Raw genomic sequence first — 19,568 nt, forward strand, 5'->3', positions numbered from 1 at the left:
ATATGATCAGAAAAGTAAAATCCTATTTGATAAAGAAATTTCCCAAATTTATGCAAAAAAAGCTGGTATTGCTCTATGGAGTTATTATACTGGCTTTTGTTGTTCTTGTGGGAAGGGTAACTTATATCAATGCCAGTTCCGGTGATGAGTACACCAGGGTGGTGCTGGAACAGCAGCAGTATGACAGCCAGACGATTCCTTATAAGAGAGGAGATATCACAGACCGTAACGGGACAAAGCTTGCGACCAGTGAACGTGTGTATAATGTAATCCTGGATGTGAAAGCATTAAAGAGTGATGATGCGTATGAGTCTCCGACGATTGCAGCACTGGTGGATTGTTTCGATCTGAAAGAAAGTGATATTCAGAAAGTGATCGAGGATAATCCGGACAGCAGATATCAGATCCTGAAAAAAGGGGTGGAATATGCAACTGCCCAGAAGTTTGAGAAGCTGACAGCGGATACGGAGAATAACCCTGATATCAAAGGTGTATGGCTGGAAGAAGATTATGTGAGAAAATACCCATATAATACACTGGCAAGTGATGTGATTGGGTTTACTTCTGATGGAAATGTGGGAAATAATGGTATCGAGGGATATTATAATTCTACGTTAAATGGAAGTGACGGACGCAGATACGGATATCTGGATTCGGATTCGACGGTAGAGAGAACGGTGAAAGAGCCAACCAATGGAGATACCGTAGTGTCTACGATTGATCTTCAGGTGCAGAGTATCGTAGAAAAACATATTCTTGCATTCAACGAAGAACATAAGAATTATGCCTATGACGGCGAAGGTAGTAAAAACACGGCGGTAATCGTAATGAATCCACAGAATGGAGAGATCATTGCAGAAGCGAGTTATCCGAATTATGATCTGAATAATCCAAGAGATCTTTCCGGTTATTATACGGAAGAGGAATTAAAGGCAATGTCAGATGATGATAAACTGGAAGCATTGAACTCTCTGTGGAAGAATTTCTGTATCAGCGATACGTATGAGCCTGGATCAACTATTAAACCATTTACGGTAGCAACAGCACTGGAGACCGGAGCATTGAAAGGTGACGAGACCTTCTACTGCGGTGGTATGCTGCATGTGGGAGATCACGATATTCACTGTATCAATCGGGAAGGACATGGCACACAGACCATCAAAGAGGCTGTGCAGAATTCCTGCAACGTGGCATTGATGCAGATCGGAGCACTGATCGGTAAAGACAACCTTAGCAAGTATCAGCATGTATTTGGATTTGGTGAGTTGACAGGTATTGATCTTCCGGGAGATGCTTCTACAGAAGGTCTGCTGTATACGCCGGAAAACATGGATGATGCCAGCCTGGCAACCAACTCATTCGGACAGAACTTTAACGTAACTATGACTCAGCTGGTATCTGGTTTCTGTTCTCTGATTAATGGTGGCGATTATTATGAGCCACATGTGGTAAAACAGATCCAGAATGAGAATGGTAATGTGATCGAGACGAAGAATCCGGTGCTTGTAAAACGGACTGTTTCCCAGGAAACCAGCACTATGGTCAAGGATTACATGCGTGGTGTGGTTGAAAATGGTAGTGGTAAGAAGGCTAACCTGGAAGGTTACGAAGTAGGAGGTAAGACAGGTACAGCCGAGAAGCTTCCTCGTGATAACGGTAAGTATCTGGTATCCTTTATCGGCTATGCGCCACAGGAGAATCCGGAAGTAGTTGTGTATGTGGTTATTGATGAGGTCAATGATTATGACCAGGCGCAGAGCTCTTATGCAGTACAGATGGCGGCTGATATCATGAAAGAGATCTTTCCATATCTCGGAATTACAACGGTGGAAGGATATGAGCCGACAACGGATGATGCATCAACAGCTGACAGTACATCAACAGACACTGCTGCGGAAAGTACAACTACAGACAGTACTTCTACAGGAACTGCATATACCAATGGTACATCGGGAAGTTCAGACAGTCCGTATGAAGGATATGAACTTGCATCGGATGGATACTACTATGGTAATGATGGATATTACGATAAATATGGTAATTTCTATACCTATTAAACAGAAAAAAGAATAAATAAGCATAACCCCGCAAGACGAACCGTAAACTGTATGGAATCGTATTGTGGGGTTTTTCTGATTGAAGAACAGAACATATAACAGAAAAAAGATATGTGTAGTATTCCTTGCGGCTCTTGGAATTATACTTTTTCTGATAGGGAGAATGGTGTATCTGATGATCTTTGAAGCAGAATATTACCAGAAAAAGGCAGAGACACTTCATGAGCGGGAGCGGGATATCAAAGCGGCAAGAGGGGAGATCATTGACTGCAATGGAACGGTACTTGCTACGAATAAAACAGTCTGTACGATTTCGGTCATTCACAGTCAGATCAAAGATCCGGAGCGGGTGATCCGTTCTCTTTCAGAACTTCTTGATATGGATGAAGAAGCAGTTCGGAAACGGGTAGAGAAGGTTTCATCTATTGAAAGGATTCAGACCAATGTGGAAAAAGAAACGGGAGATGAGATCCGGGATCTGGAACTTGCGGGAGTAAAAGTGGACGAAGATTTCAAACGGTATTATCCGTATCATGAGCTGGCATCTACAGTGCTTGGATTTACCGGAGGAGATAATCAGGGAATCGTTGGTCTGGAAGTGAAGTACGAGGACTGGCTGGCGGGAACGGATGGCAAGATCCTGACCGTGACGGATGCCAGGGGTGTGGAGCTAGATAAGATCGCAGAGGACCGATTGGAACCGGTGCCGGGAAAAACATTGCAGCTCAGTATGGACTACAATATTCAGATGTATGCGCAGCAGATGGCTGAGAAGGTCAGGGAAGAAAAACAGGCAGATGGCGTATCGATCATCCTGATGAATCCTTCGAACGGGGAATTGTATGCAATGGTAAATGTGCCGGAATTTGATCTGGATGATCCATTTACTTTACCGCAGGGGACAGTGGGACTTACGGAAGAAGAAAAACAGGATGCGCTCAATCAGATGTGGAGGAATCGCAGTATCAATGACACATATGAACCCGGATCTGTATTCAAGGTAGTGACGGCGGCAGCCTGTCTGGAGGAAGGCGTGGTCACTACGCAGGATCAGTTTCATTGTCCGGGATATTATGTGGTGGAAGACCGTAGAATCCGTTGTCATAAAATAGGCGGACATGGATCAGAGACTTTTGTGCAGGGGATCCAGAATTCCTGCAACCCAGTATTTATTAATATTGGTCTGCGGCTTGGCGTGGATCGGTTCTGTGATTATTATGATCAGTTTGGTCTGCTTGGAAATACAGGCGTGGATCTGCCGGGCGAAGCATCTACCATTATGCATCAGCGGAAGAATATCGGGCAGGTGGAGCTTGCAACCATGTCTTTTGGACAGTCCTTTCAGGTGACACCTATCCAGATGGCGACAACATTCAGTTCTATTATTAATGGAGGCAACCGTGTGACACCACATTTCGGGAAACGGGTATTGGATCAGGACGGAACGGTGGCGGAGACATTTTCGGATAAAAAAGGAAAACGGATTTTATCAGAAGAAACATCAGCAACCATGCGTGCACTTCTGGAAAGTGTTGTGTCAGAAGGTGGTGGTAAGAATGCTGCTGTAGAAGGTTATCGTATTGGAGGAAAGACAGCGACTTCCCAGACACTGCCACGTAGTGCGAATAAATACATTTCCTCTTTTGTGGGATTTGCGCCGGCAGATGATCCGCAGATTCTCGGGATGTGTATTATCTATAATCCACAGGGAGTGTATTACGGAGGGACTATAGCGGCTCCTGTAATCGGAAAAATCTTCGAAAATATACTTCCCTATCTTGGCATTGAAAAAGAATAAGAAATGAAGTATACTGTTTTAAGTTAGAAAAAAGCAAAAGAGACGATGAGGTGTGTTATGGATTATAAAATATTTATTCCGGTATTGGTGTCATTCGCGTTAAGTGCAATTATGGGACCAGTGATCATTCCTGTACTGAGGAACCTGAAGATGGGGCAGACAGAGAGAGAGGAAGGAGTAAAAGAGCATTTGAAAAAAGCAGGAACGCCAACTATGGGAGGCGTGATCATCCTGCTCAGTATACTGATTACTTCGTTGTTTTACATCAGAAGTAATCCGCAGATCATTCCGGTACTTTTTGTGACGATCGGTTTTGGCCTGATCGGATTCCTGGATGATTATCTGAAGGTAGTCATGAAGCGTTCGGACGGATTGTTTCCAAAACAGAAGATGGCGTTACAGATTATAGTAACAGCAATCTTTGCATATTATCTGGTGAAAGTGGCAGGCATTTCTTTGAAAATGCTGGTTCCGTTTTCAGGTGGCAGGTATCTGGATCTTGGATGGCTTGCAATTCCGGTACTGTTCTTTGCAGTGATCGGTACAGTCAATGGTGTGAACTTTACGGATGGACTTGACGGATTGGCTTCCAGTGTTACTGTACTTGTGGCTACGTTCTTCACTGTAGTTGCGATTGGTACCAAGAGCGGGATTGAGCCTGTGACCGGAGCAGTTGTAGGTGCGCTGCTTGGATTCCTTCTGTTCAATGTATATCCGGCAAGCGTGTTTATGGGAGATACAGGCTCCCTGGCATTAGGAGGATTTGTGGCTTCCGCGGCGTATATGCTTCAGATGCCGTTATTCATTATTATTGTAGGTCTGATTTATCTGGTAGAGGTACTGTCAGTTATCATTCAGGTCACCTACTTTAAGAAAACCGGTGGAAAGAGAATTTTCAAGATGGCACCGATCCATCATCACTTTGAACTTTGTGGCTGGTCAGAGACCAGAGTTGTGGCTGTATTTTCTATTATTACAGCACTGCTTTGCATGGTTGCGCTGATGGCGATGTAACAGATTAGGAGGATATCATGGATATAGCAGGAAAAAATGTGCTGGTGTTCGGTTCTGGTATCAGTGGAATCGGAGCAGCAGGACTTCTGGAAGAACGAGGAGCGTCTGTGACGCTTTATGATGGCAATGACAAGCTGGATGTGGAGGAGATCCGCGGCAAGATGAAGGATGGCGCGAAGACGGATATCGTGTTGGGAGAGTTCCCGGAAGAGCTTCTTGGTAAACTTGATCTGGTGATCATCAGTCCCGGTGTGCCGACGGATCTTCCGATCGTGAATCGCATGCGGGAATCAGATATTCCGGTAGTAGGCGAGATTGAGCTTGCATATGAGCTTGGCAAAGGAGAAGTACTTGCGATTACCGGTACCAATGGTAAGACTACGACGACAGCACTTCTTGGAGAGATCATGAAGGCTGTATATGACAGCGCATTTGTAGTTGGTAATATCGGAATCCCTTACACCAATGTAGTAGATGAGACCAGAGATGATTCTGTGATCGTAGCGGAGATGAGCAGCTTCCAGTTGGAGAGTATTGTGGACTTCAGACCGAGAGTATCTGCTGTCCTGAATATTACACCGGATCATCTGAACCGTCATCATACGATGGAAGCATACATACAGGCTAAGAAGAATGTGGCGATCAATCAGACAGCAGAAGATACCTGTGTATTGAATTATGAGGACGAAGTACTTCGTGAATTTGGTGAAACATTGCAGACGAAGGTTCTATATTTCAGCAGCAAGCGTAAACTGGATAAAGGAATCTATCTGGATGATGGTAACATCATTTACCGGAATCCGGATGAATGTCTGGTGTGCAATGTAAAGGAGCTTAAACTTCTTGGTGTACACAATTATGAGAATGTAATGGCAGCAGTTGCTATGGCAGCAGCTTATGGTGTACCGATGGACAGCATCCGTAAGACAATTAAAGAATTTGCAGGAGTTGAACACCGTATTGAATTTGTGGCAGAGAAGAATGGTGTGGCATATTACAATGATTCCAAGGGGACGAATCCGGATGCTGCGATCCGTGGAATTCAGGCAATGAACCGTCCAACGTATCTGATCGGTGGTGGTTACGATAAACAGTCCGAGTACAAAGAATGGATTGAGAGTTTTGATGGCAAAGTAAAGAAACTGCTTCTGATCGGACAGACCAGAGAAAAGATTGCCAAAGAGGCAGAAGAGTGTGGATTTACGGATATTATGCTGTTAGATACATTTGAAGATGCGGTGCTTACAGCTGCAAAGCTTGCTGAGCCAGGAGAGGCAGTGCTTTTGTCTCCGGCATGTGCAAGCTGGGGTATGTTTAAGAACTACGAAGAACGCGGAGATAAATTCAAAGAAATTGTAAATTCTCTGTAAGGAGGCTTGGCGCTTCGTGCCGGACTTGAAAAAGAAAAGCTATGATCACACATTGTTGGTGACGCTGTTTCTGATCATGATCATCGGATTGGTGATCCTGTACAGTACCAGTGCCTACAATGGGGAAGTGAAGTTTCATGATTCTTTTTACTATCTGAAGAAGCAGCTGTTTGCGACAGGACTTGGCGTTGTGGCGATGTTTGTGATGGCCGGGACGGACTACCATTTCTGGAAGAAATTCGCGATTCCGGCGTATCTGGGTGCAATCCTTCTGTCGATTGCAGTCGTATTGTTCGGTGATGAATATAACGGTTCCAAAAGATGGTTGTCTTTGGGACCGTTTTCATTTCAACCGTCCGAATATGCCAAGGTGGCAGTTATTCTGTTCCTGGCATATCTTGTGACGAGAAATGTGGAGAAGATGAGCAGTATCTGGACGATGCTTCGGATTATGCTGTGTGTACTGCCGGTAGTTGGTCTGGTGGGGGCCAGTAATCTGAGTACGGCAATTATTATATTGGGGATTGCTGCAGTGCTGATCTTTGTGGCAAGTCCCAGATATGCACAGTTTATCTGGATGGGGGTGCTGGGATGTGGCTTTATGGCTGTGTTTCTGGCACTGGAGAGCTATCGCCTGGAGCGAATCGCAATCTGGCGTAATCCGGAACAGTATGAGAAAGGATATCAGACGCTGCAGGGACTGTATGCGATCGGCTCCGGTGGATTATTCGGCAGAGGACTGGGTGAGAGTATTCAGAAGCTTGGTTTTGTGCCGGAAGCGCAGAATGATATGATATTTTCCATTATATGTGAAGAATTGGGGCTGGTGGGAGCAGGCTTTGTACTGATATTGTTCCTGATTCTGATATGGCGGTTCTTTGTGATCGCGACACATGCAGAAGATCTGTTTGGTGCGCTGATCGGAACAGGAGCCATGGCACATATGATGATACAGGTGATTTTGAATATATCGGTAGTGACCAATACGATTCCTAATACGGGGATCACACTTCCTTTTATCAGTTATGGAGGAACATCAGTAGTGTTTCTGCTGCTTGAGATGGGTCTGGTGCTCAGTGTGTCGGCTGGATAATGGATAAAGAGATGGGAAACTACGCAGGAGGAGTATAAATGGCAAAGAAACGGAGAAGAAGGAGAAAAAAGAATCACAGAGTGTATGCATTAGTAACGCTGGTTCTGGCAATTGCGATCATAGTGATCGGGTTTGGACTTTTGTTCTATGTACAGAAGATTGAAGTAAGCGGTAATGATTATACAGAAAATGAGGTGATCACAGAATCGATGCAGAAGGATACGCTGTCATTCAATTCAGTTTATCTGCTGGTAAAATATCGCTTTCTGAAGCATGATACACCGAAGAGTCTGGATTCTATGAAGGTAAGTCTGAAGAGTCCATGGACAGTAAAAGTAACGGTAAAGGAAAAAACGATTATCGGATATTTAGATGAAGGCAGTGAGTATGCGTACTTTGACAAAGATGGAAAGATTGTGCATAAGAGTACGGAACTCAGAGATGGCGTGCCTGGGATTGAAGGCATAGATGCCAGCAGCACCAAGCTGTATCAGAAAATAAAAGTAAAGAGTAATAAGCTCCTGCAGGCAATTCTTAATGTGGCTGTGGAAGTGAAGAATTATAATTTGAAACCGGATCGGATTGTGTATGAGGATGATGGGATTAATCTATACTTTGGCGATATCTGTGTACAGCTTGGTACAGATATTACGACAGAGAAGATGGCGCAGATCTCACCGATCATCGCAAAACTCGAGGGTAAGAGCGGTGTGCTTCATCTGGAGCATTACGAGAATGATTCCAATGTGATCACGTTCTCTGAGGAAGAGGCAGATGAGTCATCAGAAGATGATACGACATCAGAAGACGATGCAACATTAGAAGACGATACAACATCAGAAGATTCACTGGATGACAGTTATGACACATCAGACTTTCAGGGAACTTATTATGGAGAATAGTTGTGAATATTATGAAAAATCGGTAAATTCCTATTGATATTTTGCCAAAAAGCTTATATTATAATACTATATATGGCAGAGTCTGTGTGCATCTGATGTATCAGACATGGTCGATATGGGATGTATATTTATATAATAAGGATGACGAAGGAGGAGAAACTCTTGCTGGAAATTAAGACAAACGAATCAGAAGCAGCGGCAAAGATAATTGTTGTAGGTGTCGGCGGCGGCGGTAACAACGCTGTGAACCGTATGATCGACGAGCAGATTGCCGGTGTTGAATTTATAGCTGTTAATACAGATAAGCAGGCACTTCAGTTGTGCAAGGCTCCGACACTGATGCAGGTTGGAGATAAGATTACAAAAGGACTTGGCGCTGGTGCCAGACCGGAGATTGGTGAAAAAGCTGCTGAGGAAAGTGCAGAAGAGATTTCGGCAGCACTGAAAGGTGCGGACATGGTATTTGTTACCTGTGGTATGGGTGGCGGTACCGGTACAGGAGCCACACCGGTAATCGCACGTATTGCCAAGGAGCAGGGTGCACTTACTGTTGGTGTTGTAACCAAGCCTTTCCGTTTTGAGTCTAAGACTCGTATGAACAATGCCCTTGCTGGTATTGAGAAGTTAAAAGAAAGTGTAGATACGCTAATTGTCATTCCAAATGACAAGCTGCTTGATATTGTAGACAGACGGACAACCATGCCAGAAGCTTTGAAGAAGGCTGACGAGGTATTGCAGCAGGGTATTCAGGGTATCACAGACCTGATCAATGTACCATCACTGATCAACCTCGACTTCGCTGATGTACAGACTGTTATGACAGATAAGGGCATTGCTCATATCGGTATCGGTCAGGGACGCGGCGATGATAAGGCTCTGGAAGCTGTTAAGCAGGCTGTTGCCAGTCCGCTTCTTGAGACTACGATCGCGGGTGCATCTCATGTTATCATCAATATTTCCGGTGATATCACTCTTATGGATGCAGCAGATGCAGCTGAATATGTTCAGGAACTTGCAGGTGAAGAGGCTAATATTATCTTTGGTGCTATGTACGATGATTCAAGAGCTGATGAAGCTACAATCACAGTTATTGCTACAGGCTTACATAATGTAGGCGGCACAACCTCTAAATTAAAATCCAGACTGGAAGGCGTACAGCGTCAGGGTATGGTTCCACCGGCATCTTCTTATGAGAGACAGTCATATACTGAGAGACCGACTTACGCATCACATGCAGCTAAGCAGGATATGGGAGCTGCACCGACTTCTAACGGTGGTACAACAGCAGTTCCAAGAAGAACAGTAGGCGGTACATCACCGACACTGGATACACCGAAGATCCCGACTGCTAAGGTGAAAGAGCAGTCCATTAAGATTCCGGATTTCTTCAAAAAATAATTAATATTGACACGATTCGAAGAACCGTTGTAACGGCAGATGTTTTATTCTGCAATTACAGCGGTTCTTTTACGTAATAGTCATTATTGCAACAAAAAAAGGAAAGAATCTTGGCAGTAAAAATGTTATGCGTCTGTTCTGTTTTTGACAAAATATTTATCTCTCGTTCTTTATAATAGGTCTTGTTTGATTACCAAATCGATTTAGTATTCAGAAGAAAAAACAGAAAAAAACGAATTATTATTCAAGAGAGGATATCGTGTGTATTATGAGCTGTATATAGACGTATTATTTCTGGAGAATTTCCTGATGGACTACATATTGCTCCTGATCACAAAGCATGTACTGTGTTCTCGCGAGCCTGTCTGGCGGATCTGTCTGGCAGCACTTGCCGGGGCGCTTGCAACCTGCGTAGTGGTCGCTGTCAGGATACCTTATACGTTTATAAAATATGGACTTTTTTATTTGATTATTCCTGGAATTATGCTGATAGTGGGATTGAGGATCCGCAAAGGACCGGAGCTTGCAAGGGGAATGATTACTCTGTATATCGGTGGATTCCTGACAGGGGGGATATTTTCCTTTCTCGGACAGTATGCACAGGTTGGAAGTCTGTTCTTTGCACTTGCGGTAGCGAGCTATTATCTGGCTTCCGGGGCGCTGAAAATGTTATCACTGTTATTTCATTTTGGAGAGATCCACTGTGAAGTACGGCTGGTGTATGGGGAAAGAACGTGTTCGGCAGCGGCTGTGATTGATACAGGAAATCATCTGCGGGATCCGGTGAGTGGGAAGGCAGTCAGTATTATCACAAGGCATATGGCAGAGAAGCTGATGTCTTTGGAAGAATTGAAAAGTCTGCGCAAGATTGAATATCACACCATCGGAAAAGGCAGAGGAATGCTGCCGGTGGTTACCATCGACAGCCTGTGGATCGAAGGAGAAGAGCAGAGCTATGAGAAACCCATGATCGCAGTAAGTGATGACGCCTCTTTTGGAACGAGATATGACATGATATTAAATCCAGATATATAGCAGGAGGGTGTAATGATGAGTATGGCAGCAGGACTTGGATGGAAGATATTTCCACAGGTGAGAACATTTTTATTTCCGGAAACGAAAGAAGTTTTTTATATTGGTGGTGCCGATATCCTTCCGACACCGTTAAATGCAAGAGAGGAAGCGGAAGCTATCTCCGGGATTGGCACCGAACGGGAGGAGGAAGTGAAAAAGAAGCTGATTGAGCATAACCTCAGACTTGTCGTATACATAGCTAAAAAGTTCGATAATACAGGAGTTGGTGTGGAGGATCTGATTTCCATTGGTACGATCGGATTGATCAAGGCGATCAATACCTATGATCCGGAGAAGAAGATCAAGCTTGCAACCTATGCATCCAGATGTATTGAAAATGAGATTTTGATGTATCTCAGGAGAAATAATAAGACCAGGCTGGAAGTGTCCATTGATGAGCCGTTAAATGTGGACTGGGATGGGAATGAATTGCTGTTGTCAGATATACTGGGGACGGAAGAGGATACAATCACCCGGGATCTGGAGCATGAAGCAGAGTGCAGAGTACTTCTGAAAGCGCTTGGAAGACTGAGCAGAAGGGAGCAGATGATCGTCCGGATGCGCTTCGGGATCGGTACCGGAGACGGGGAGGAAAAGACTCAGAAAGAGGTGGCGGATATACTTGGGATCTCCCAGTCTTATATCTCAAGACTGGAGAAGAAAATCATGCAGAGATTGCGCAGAGAAATGGTAAAATATGTGTGAATGTAGTATAATAAACCTAACAATAGAACCGTGACAGATACATAAGAAAAAGGGGATGACGGTATGAAACTTACGTTTATAGGAGCAGCCCATGAAGTGACTGGAAGCTGTCATTTGCTTCAGGCATGTGGCAGGAATATTCTGATTGACTGTGGTATGGAACAGGGACCGGATCTGTATGAGAATCAGGAGCTTCCGGTTAATGCGGGTGACATCGATTACGTATTATTGACCCATGCGCACATCGATCATTCCGGTAAGCTTCCTCTGCTGGCAAAAGAAGGATTCCGGGGTGAGATCATTACGACATTTGCTACAGCAGATCTGTGTGATATTATGCTGCGTGACAGTGCGCACATCCAGGAATTTGAGGCAGAATGGCGCAACCGAAAGGCAAGACGAAGCGGTGCAGAGATCTATGAACCAATGTATACCATGGCGGATGCAGATGCAGCGATCCGTCTGCTGGCTCCGTGTGATTATAATCAGAGGATCACACTGTGTGAAGGCATTGAGGTAAGATTTACCGATGTGGGACATTTGCTAGGATCAGCCTGTATTGAGATCTGGATCAATGAGGATGGCGTGTCTAAAAAGATTGTATTTTCCGGAGATGTAGGCAATCTGAACCAGCCGATCATCAAAGATCCTCAGTGTGTAAAAGAGACAGATTATGTGGTGATCGAATCTACATACGGGGACCGGACACACGGAGATAAGATTCCGGATTATGTAGGCGAATTTACCCGTATTTTGAAAGAGACATTTGACAGGGGCGGTAATGTAGTGATCCCATCCTTTGCCGTAGGAAGGACGCAGGAGATCCTGTATTTTATCCGGGAGATTAAGGAAGAGAACCGGATTCCAGAGTATCCGGATTTTGAAGTTTATGTGGATAGTCCACTGGCGATTGAAGCTACCAGAGTGTTCAATAAGAATGTAAAGTCCTGCTTTGACGAGGATGCTATGAAGCTGATCGAACAGGGTATTAACCCACTGGTATTTCCGGGATTAAAGACGTCTATCACGAGCGATGACTCTAAGGAGATTAATTTTGATGAGAAGCCGAAGGTTATCATCTCAGCTTCCGGCATGTGTGATGCAGGACGTATCAGACATCATCTGAAGCACAATCTCTGGCGTAAAGAATGTACCATTTGCTTTGTAGGATATCAGGCAGTGGGAACTCTTGGACGAAAGCTTGTAGAAGGTGCAGAGTGCGTTAAGATCTTTGGCGAGAGTATTATGGTCAATGCGAAGATTGAATGCCTGCAGGGGATCAGTGGTCACGCAGATATGAACGGACTTCTGGCATGGCTGCATGGTTTTGAGAAGAAGCCAGAGAGGATCATGGTTGTACATGGTGAGGATCATGTGACAGACAGCTTTGCAGAGCTTGCATCCAAAGAGATCGGATGCCCAGCATTTGCACCGTATTCCGGTGGTTGTGTGGATCTGGCGACGAATACAGTGATTACGGCAGGTACACCGGTACCGAAGAAGGCTGCTGAGAAGCCGGCAAGAGCACGTGCCAATGCTGCATTTGAACGTGTGGTTGCAGCTGCTAAAAGACTGCTGCAGGTGGTTCTTAAGAATGAAGGACTGGCGAACAAAGATCTGGCCAAATTCGAGACACAGATTCAGAATCTGGCAGACAAATGGGATCGTTAATGTCAAGGACTAAAAATTTTTTTATTTTCCTCAAGGGAGAATAACACCTGACCATATGGAGAGAATTTCTACTAGATAGAGCTGTGGATACAGCCAATATACATCTGGTGGAGGTTCGTAATGGCACAGGGAAAAGTGGAAATATGTGGAGTGAATACAGCAAAGCTTCCTATCCTGAGTAATCAGGAGAAGGAAGCTTTGTTTGCGCGTATCAAGGCAGGGGATGAAGAGGCGAAAGAACAGTATATTAAGGGAAATCTGAGATTGGTGTTAAGTGTTATCAAACGGTTCGGTAATAGCAATGAAAACCCGGATGATCTGTTTCAGATCGGATGTATCGGTCTGATCAAGGCAATCAATAATTTTAATACGGAGCTGGATGTGAAATTCAGCACTTATGCTGTCCCGATGATAATAGGGGAAATCCGAAGATACATGCGGGACAACAACAGCATACGGGTGAGCAGATCGTTACGGGATACGGCATATAAGGCAATCTATGCCAGGGAAACCTATGTGAAGCGTAATCAGAAGGAGCCTACGGTGGAAGAAATCGCGCAGGAGATAGGTATCTCAGGTGAGGATATTGTCTATGCGCTGGATGCCATACAGGCACCGATGAGTCTGCAGGAGCCGGTCTATAATGACGGTGGGGATCCACTGTACGTGATGGATCAGATCAGTGACCGCAAGAACAAAGAAGAAAAATGGGTGGAGAATCTGTCACTGGAGGCAGCATTGGATCGCCTTGGAAAGCGGGAACGGTATATCATAGAGCTTCGATTTTTTGAAGGAAAGACACAGATGGAAGTGGCAGATATGATCTGCATTTCCCAGGCGCAGGTAAGCCGCCTGGAGAAATGTGCCCTCAAAAGTATGCGTCAGTATCTGAGTTAATTAGCGGTTGCTTTTTCATTCCTTTCATACTATGATAGATACAGAAAGGAGCGGATTATGAAAGCATGCATTTTTGACCTTGACGGAACATTGACAGACACACTTGATTCACTGGTATATTCAGTGAACCTGACTTTGCAGGAGATGGGACTTACTGAGATCAGCAGAGACCAGTGCCGAAGATTTGTAGGGAATGGAGCACGGAAGCTGATAGAAGAGGCATTGAATGCAGCAGGCGATAAAGGAGCGACACGGATTGAAGAGGGAATGCAGGTATATGGCAGAGTCTTCGGGGAGAACTGTACGTACCATGTAGCACCTTATGCAGGAATCCCGGAAGCATTGGAAGAGCTGAAGGACAGAGGAATAAGGCTTGCAGTGTTGTCGAATAAGCCGCATCAACAGACCCTAGATGTGGTAGAGACCTTTTTCGGAAAAGAGTTGTTTGATTATGTACAGGGACAGATGGATGGAATTCCGCGCAAACCGGATCCGGCTGGTATCCATTACATTCTTAAGAATATGCAGATTCCTGAATCAGAGTGCCTGTATGTGGGAGATTCTGAGGTGGACATTGTCACAGGACGTGCGGCAGGAGTTAAGAGCGTTGGCGTAGAATGGGGCTTCCGTGACAGGAAGACACTTGAGGCTGCAGGAGCAGAGCATATTATCACTACACCGGATCAGTTATTACAATTCGTATCATAGTCGTGAGGGAGGATAAGAGATATGTATGAATACGATGAAGAATGTCTGCAGGCGTTTCTGGAACAACAGGGCAAGCTCTTTGATGAGCCGGTAGCTGATACGCTGGAAGAAGCAGAGGCATTTCTGGAAGATTGCATGGCAGCAGTTGTGAACAATATCGAAGAAGTTAAGGAATTTCTGGAAGAAGAGGGCATGGATGTAGATGGCATGTCAATGGAAGAGATTGAGGAAGCCGCAGAAGTATTTGCACTGCCGAGCGGACAGTATCTGATTGTAGAAGGATAGAAGAATCTGAGATAAAAATTGAAAAAGAAGAATAAGAACTGAGAAGCCGCAGCTAATTAGCCGCGGCTTTTTTCAATGCCTCATCGACAGCATTTATGATTGCCTGAGAGGTATAATGAGTCTCTTCTGTGTACTGGATATCATCGAGAGACTGGTTGGCGACGATCTGGTCGGCAATCTCCTCAACTGCCGGTTGAAGTAATGGATACATGGCAGAGACTGTCTCATTCAGATTGGAGAAATGAATGGATGTGATCTCGGTTTCTGAGACGGTTACTTCCAGCGAAAGCGTGGTATCTCCAACCGTCAGATCTGAAGTATAGACGCCTGGATTATATTTGGCTGTTTTGTTATGACTGCCCCGTACTTTAGGCAGAAACATGAAAATAAGCAGCAGGATCAGTACTATGGCTAAGACAGCAAAGATCGCTGTATAAATGATCTCTTTCATGTGTAAGACAACGATTCTGGTTTTGGAACTCATAATGGCCTCCTTATCAGTGGTCCTGGTATTATTTCTATAAATGTATGCAGGGAGGAAGGGATTTATGCGTGACAAATGGGAGCTTCTCTTGTAGAATAAGGAACGGAGGTAAGAACGATGTATATTATTGCAGGACTTGGTAATCCTACGAAACAGTACGAAGGTACAAGACATAATGTAGGATTTGATGTGATAGACCGCATTGCGGATGAATATAATATTTCTGTAGAGACACGGAAAGGAAAAGCACTGACGGGCACCGGGATCATTGCGGGACGCAAGGTCCTTCTGGCAAAGCCGCAGACTTATATGAATCTCAGCGGAGAGAGTCTCCGGGCACTGACAGATTTTTATAAGATCGATGTAGAGACAGAACTTCTTGTAATCTATGATGATATCAGTCTGGATGTGGGACAGCTCCGGATCCGTAAGAAAGGAAGTGCCGGAGGTCATAACGGAATCAAAAGCATTATCAGCCATTTGGGTACGAATGTATTTCCAAGGATCAAAGTAGGTGTCGGTGAGAAACCGTCCGGCTATGATCTGGCAGATTATGTGCTGGGACATTTTTCTAAGGATGACAGAGCAAAGATGCAGGAAGGCTATACCAGAGCCATGCACGCAGCAGAGATGCTTGTGGCGGGTGATGTAGAGCAGGCCATGAACGAATATAATAAAAAAGCAAAACAGGAGGCGTAGAGGCAGATGCAGGCGCTGATAGGGCCGTTGCAGGAACTAGCTGAATTTGAAGCAATTCAGAAAGAAAAACAGAAAGAAGCCGGAGTACTGCAGATATCCGGCTGTGTAAATTCTCAGAAAACGCATATGATGTACGCACTGGGCGATGGCTGTAAATACAGAGTCATCGCTTGTTCCAGTGAGTCAAAAGCAAGACAGGTATATGAGGAATATCATATGCTGGATTCAGAGACTTATTTTTATCCGGCAAAGGATTTCCTTTTTTATCAGGCAGATATCCGCAGCAAGGAACTTCAGGAATCCCGCATGACAGTAGTACAGGCAATTCTGGAGGAAAAACCGTTGACTGTAGTGGTGTCTTTTGATGCATTTATGGATGCACTTCCAGTGAAAGGTGCTATGAAAGACCGGGTGATCCGGATTGAAAACGGACAGACACTGGACTTTGATGAGATCCGGAAAGCGTTGACGGAGAATGGCTATGACAGGGAAGAACAGGTCGACGGACCGGGACAGTTTGCGATTCGCGGTGGTATCCTGGATATTTATCCGTTGACTGGGGAGCTTCCTGTGCGTATTGAGCTGTGGGGAGATGAAGTGGATTCTATTCGAAGCTTCGATACAGACAGTCAGCGTTCCGTGCAGAATCTGGATGAGGCAGTGATCTATCCGGCAGATGAGCTTCCGGGAAGACCGGTAAAACGAGTGTCATTTCTGGAATATTTTCCACCGGAAGATACGTTGGTATTTTTGGATGAACCGGCCAGACTGGTGGAAAAGGGCGAGGCGGTAGAACAGGAATTTGTAGAAGCGCAGGCAAAGCGCGTGGAAAGCGGTTATGAAGTATCGGATGATGAGATGGAGCTGTATGAGACGGCAGAGATCGTAAAGCGGATGAATACCTATTACTGTATTGGATTGTCTGCGCTGGATACTCATGGTAATGGTTTCAGATTCCGGAATAAATTCAGCATTAATACGAAGAGTGTGAATCCGTATAATAACAGTTTTGAGACGCTGACGAGAGATCTGAAGCGTCTGAAGCGGAATGATTACAGAGTGATATTGTTGTCAGGTTCCAGAACCAGGGCGAAGCGTCTGGCGGAGGATCTGCGAGATTATAATCTGAGCAGTTATTACAGTGAAGAGCAGGACAGAGAAGTGCAGCCTGGTGAGATTATGACAGCTTATGGTCATGTGGCAGAGGGCTATGAGTATCCGATGCTGAAGTTTACGGTGATCTCGGAAACGGACATTTTCGGTAAAGTGCGTAAGAAACGCAAGCGTAAAAAATACGAAGGTCGCAAGATCCGTGACTTTACGGAACTGAAGGTGGGCGACTATGTGGTACATGAGAATCACGGTGTCGGCATTTACCAGGGGATTGAGAAAATTGAATCGGATAAGATTGCCAAGGATTATATGAAGATTTCATATGCAGCAGGCGGTAATCTGTACATTCCGGCAACGCAGCTGGATCTGATCCAGAAATACGCCAGCGCCGATGCCAGGAAGCCAAAGCTGAACCGTCTTGGCACGCAGGACTGGACCAGAACGAGAAAACGCGTCAAAAGTGCGGTACAATTAATCGCAAAAGATCTGGTGAAGTTGTATGCGGCAAGACAGGAGCAGGAAGGTTTCGTATATGGCGAGGATACCGTATGGCAGCGGGAATTTGAAGAGATGTTTCCGTTTGAGGAGACAGAAGATCAGATGCTTGCCATTGATGCGGTAAAACAGGATATGGAGAGCACTAAGATCATGGACCGTCTGATCTGTGGGGATGTGGGCTATGGCAAGACGGAAGTTGCAATCCGTGCGGCATTTAAGGCAGTGCAGGAGAATAAGCAGGTCGTATATCTGGTGCCGACGACGATTCTTGCCCAGCAGCATTACAATACCTTTGCCCAGCGTATGAAGGAATTTCCGGTGCGGGTGGATCTGATGTGCAGATTCCGGACGGCAGCCCAGCAGAAGAAGACTATCGAGGATACGAAAAAAGGCTTGGTAGATATTATTATCGGTACCCACCGGGTGCTCAGTGATGATCTGGAATTCAAAGATCTGGGGCTTTTGATCATTGACGAGGAACAGCGTTTTGGTGTCCAGCATAAGGAGAAGATCAAGAAGCTGAAGGAAAATGTAGATGTGCTGGCGCTTACGGCAACACCAATCCCGCGTACCCTTCATATGAGCCTGATCGGAATCCGTGATATGAGTGTGCTGGAAGAGGCACCGGAAGAGCGTATGCCGATTCAGACGTATGTAATGGAATATAATGACGAGATGGTGCGGGAAGCTATCCAGAGGGAGTGCGCCCGCCAGGGACAGGTTTATTATGTCTATAATCGGGTGGATAATATTGCGGAAGTCAGTGCGCATATTCAGAAGCTGGTACCGGAAGCTGTGGTAGCCTATGCCCATGGGCAGATGCGGGAGCATCAGCTTGAGAAGATCATGCTGGACTTTATCAATGGCGAGATTGACGTGCTGGTATCGACCACGATCATTGAGACAGGACTGGATATTTCCAATGCCAATACTATGATCATCCACGATGCAGACCGGCTGGGACTGTCGCAGTTGTATCAGCTCCGTGGACGTGTGGGACGATCTAACCGTATGGCATATGCGTTTTTAATGTATCAGAGAAATAAATTACTGCGGGAAGAAGCAGAGAAGCGTCTGGCAGCGATCCGTGAATTTACGGATCTTGGGTCTGGATTTAAGATCGCCATGAGGGATCTGGAGATCCGGGGCGCAGGTAACCTGCTGGGAGCAGAGCAGCATGGACATATGGAAGCGGTTGGATATGATATGTACTGCAAAATGTTGAACGAGGCAGTGCGTACGCTGAAAGGTGAAGCGGAGGATGAGGGCTTTACGACTACAATGGATCTGAATGTAGATGCATTTATTCCGGATTCATATATTCCGAATGAGTATCAGAAGTTGGATATCTACAAACGGATCGCGGCGATTGAGAATGAAGAAGAGATGGAAGATATGACGGAAGAGCTGATCGACCGTTATGGTGATATTCCTCGAAAGGTTATGAAGCTTCTGGAAGTGGCAACGCTGAAGGCATTGGCGCATAGTGTTTATGTGACAGCAGTGGAGCAGAAAGGTGAGCAGTATATATTTACCATGTACGAGAAAGCGAAGGTGCGTCCGGAGAAGATACCGGAGCTGATCCAGCAGTACAAAGGGGATCTGACCTTTAAACCAGAGGAGCCGCCGGTGTTTATTTATGAAGAAAAGAAGAAGAACCGGAAGGCGAAGGCTGTGGATGCTCTGGTAGTTGTGAAAAATGTCTTAAATGCCATGAAAGCATTGCTTGATACTTAAAATAATGCTAAAATTAATAGATGTTGTGGGTGATATAATGAAGCATCCACATGAGAAGCAGGAGG

Annotated in this window: 16 protein-coding genes; 15 read left to right on the forward strand and 1 reads right to left on the reverse strand. The window is 45.2% G+C overall.

The window, feature by feature from the left end:
* Positions 1-2 precede the first annotated feature (2 nt).
* The 13 genes from OCV65_RS08300 to OCV65_RS08360 all read left to right on the forward strand — a co-directional run bounded on the left by OCV65_RS08300 (position 3) and on the right by OCV65_RS08360 (position 14,972).
* Positions 3-2,057, forward strand: coding sequence for a peptidoglycan D,D-transpeptidase FtsI family protein (locus tag OCV65_RS08300; RefSeq protein WP_262581671.1), 2,055 nt, complete (start codon positions 3-5; stop codon positions 2,055-2,057).
* A gap of 79 nt (positions 2,058-2,136) precedes the next feature.
* Positions 2,137-3,855, forward strand: coding sequence for a peptidoglycan D,D-transpeptidase FtsI family protein (locus tag OCV65_RS08305; RefSeq protein WP_262581672.1), 1,719 nt, complete (start codon positions 2,137-2,139; stop codon positions 3,853-3,855).
* Positions 3,856-3,912: 57 nt separating this feature from the next.
* Entirely contained in the window at positions 3,913-4,869 is a 957-nt protein-coding gene (mraY, locus tag OCV65_RS08310; protein ID WP_262581673.1) for a phospho-N-acetylmuramoyl-pentapeptide-transferase, read from the forward strand.
* A 17-nt stretch (positions 4,870-4,886) separates the two neighbouring features.
* A complete protein-coding gene (murD, locus tag OCV65_RS08315; protein ID WP_262581674.1) occupies positions 4,887-6,239 on the forward strand; it encodes a UDP-N-acetylmuramoyl-L-alanine--D-glutamate ligase in 1,353 nt (450 codons plus the stop codon).
* 16 nt (positions 6,240-6,255) lie between these two features.
* Positions 6,256-7,332, forward strand: a complete 1,077-nt coding sequence (locus tag OCV65_RS08320) for an FtsW/RodA/SpoVE family cell cycle protein (protein ID WP_118383304.1) — start codon at positions 6,256-6,258, stop codon at positions 7,330-7,332.
* Between the two features lie 38 nt (positions 7,333-7,370).
* A complete protein-coding gene (locus OCV65_RS08325; RefSeq protein WP_262581675.1) occupies positions 7,371-8,234 on the forward strand; it encodes a cell division protein FtsQ/DivIB in 864 nt (287 codons plus the stop codon).
* Between the two features lie 162 nt (positions 8,235-8,396).
* Entirely contained in the window at positions 8,397-9,632 is a 1,236-nt protein-coding gene (gene ftsZ, locus OCV65_RS08330) for a cell division protein FtsZ (protein ID WP_118383306.1), read from the forward strand.
* A gap of 261 nt (positions 9,633-9,893) precedes the next feature.
* A complete protein-coding gene (locus OCV65_RS08335) occupies positions 9,894-10,667 on the forward strand; it encodes a sigma-E processing peptidase SpoIIGA (RefSeq protein WP_262581676.1) in 774 nt (257 codons plus the stop codon).
* 12 nt (positions 10,668-10,679) lie between these two features.
* Complete coding sequence (gene sigE / locus OCV65_RS08340; RefSeq protein ID WP_118383308.1) at positions 10,680-11,411, forward strand: RNA polymerase sporulation sigma factor SigE; 732 nt, start codon at positions 10,680-10,682, stop codon at positions 11,409-11,411.
* 63 nt (positions 11,412-11,474) lie between these two features.
* The gene (locus OCV65_RS08345) at positions 11,475-13,082 is read left to right on the forward strand and encodes an MBL fold metallo-hydrolase RNA specificity domain-containing protein (RefSeq protein WP_262581677.1); all 1,608 of its coding nucleotides are present in this window, start codon (positions 11,475-11,477) and stop codon (positions 13,080-13,082) included.
* 120 nt (positions 13,083-13,202) lie between these two features.
* Positions 13,203-13,979 (forward strand): RNA polymerase sporulation sigma factor SigG, encoded by a 777-nt coding sequence (sigG, locus tag OCV65_RS08350; RefSeq protein WP_262581678.1) that lies wholly within the window; start codon positions 13,203-13,205, stop codon positions 13,977-13,979.
* Between the two features lie 57 nt (positions 13,980-14,036).
* On the forward strand, positions 14,037-14,687 hold the full coding sequence (locus OCV65_RS08355; protein WP_262581679.1) for an HAD family hydrolase: 651 nt from the start codon (positions 14,037-14,039) through the stop codon (positions 14,685-14,687).
* 21 nt (positions 14,688-14,708) lie between these two features.
* Positions 14,709-14,972 carry a glyoxalase gene (locus OCV65_RS08360; protein ID WP_118451716.1) on the forward strand — a complete coding sequence of 88 codons (264 nt, stop codon included), beginning with the start codon at positions 14,709-14,711 and terminating at the stop codon, positions 14,970-14,972.
* A 52-nt stretch (positions 14,973-15,024) separates the two neighbouring features.
* On the opposite strand, the gene OCV65_RS08365 is transcribed toward OCV65_RS08360, so the two are convergent.
* On the reverse strand, positions 15,025-15,456 hold the full coding sequence (locus tag OCV65_RS08365; protein WP_262581680.1) for an FMN-binding protein: 432 nt from the start codon (positions 15,454-15,456) through the stop codon (positions 15,025-15,027).
* 117 nt (positions 15,457-15,573) lie between these two features.
* Here OCV65_RS08365 and pth point away from each other — a divergent pair, with 117 nt between their 5' ends.
* Complete coding sequence (gene pth, locus OCV65_RS08370) at positions 15,574-16,155, forward strand: aminoacyl-tRNA hydrolase (protein WP_118383312.1); 582 nt, start codon at positions 15,574-15,576, stop codon at positions 16,153-16,155.
* 6 nt (positions 16,156-16,161) lie between these two features.
* On the forward strand, positions 16,162-19,503 hold the full coding sequence (gene mfd / locus OCV65_RS08375; protein WP_262581681.1) for a transcription-repair coupling factor: 3,342 nt from the start codon (positions 16,162-16,164) through the stop codon (positions 19,501-19,503).
* Positions 19,504-19,568 lie beyond the last annotated feature (65 nt).

The organism is Dorea ammoniilytica, from assembly GCF_025567415.1.
Classification (GTDB): Bacteria; Bacillota; Clostridia; order Lachnospirales; family Lachnospiraceae; genus Claveliimonas; species Claveliimonas ammoniilytica.

Excerpts from the sequence above, each read along its gene's own strand:
- OCV65_RS08365 (WP_262581680.1), bottom strand. The coding sequence starts at position 15,456 with ATGAGTTCCAAAACCAGAATCGTTGTCTTACACATGAAAGAGATCATT.
- sigG (WP_262581678.1), top strand. The coding sequence starts at position 13,203 with ATGGCACAGGGAAAAGTGGAAATATGTGGAGTGAATACAGCAAAGCTT.
- sigE (WP_118383308.1), top strand. The coding sequence starts at position 10,680 with ATGATGAGTATGGCAGCAGGACTTGGATGGAAGATATTTCCACAGGTG.
- murD (WP_262581674.1), top strand. The coding sequence starts at position 4,887 with ATGGATATAGCAGGAAAAAATGTGCTGGTGTTCGGTTCTGGTATCAGT.
- OCV65_RS08345 (WP_262581677.1), top strand. The coding sequence starts at position 11,475 with ATGAAACTTACGTTTATAGGAGCAGCCCATGAAGTGACTGGAAGCTGT.
- OCV65_RS08325 (WP_262581675.1), top strand. The coding sequence starts at position 7,371 with ATGGCAAAGAAACGGAGAAGAAGGAGAAAAAAGAATCACAGAGTGTAT.
- mraY (WP_262581673.1), top strand. The coding sequence starts at position 3,913 with ATGGATTATAAAATATTTATTCCGGTATTGGTGTCATTCGCGTTAAGT.
- OCV65_RS08300 (WP_262581671.1), top strand. The coding sequence starts at position 3 with ATGATCAGAAAAGTAAAATCCTATTTGATAAAGAAATTTCCCAAATTT.
- OCV65_RS08360 (WP_118451716.1), top strand. The coding sequence starts at position 14,709 with ATGTATGAATACGATGAAGAATGTCTGCAGGCGTTTCTGGAACAACAG.
- mfd (WP_262581681.1), top strand. The coding sequence starts at position 16,162 with ATGCAGGCGCTGATAGGGCCGTTGCAGGAACTAGCTGAATTTGAAGCA.
- OCV65_RS08355 (WP_262581679.1), top strand. The coding sequence starts at position 14,037 with ATGAAAGCATGCATTTTTGACCTTGACGGAACATTGACAGACACACTT.
- pth (WP_118383312.1), top strand. The coding sequence starts at position 15,574 with ATGTATATTATTGCAGGACTTGGTAATCCTACGAAACAGTACGAAGGT.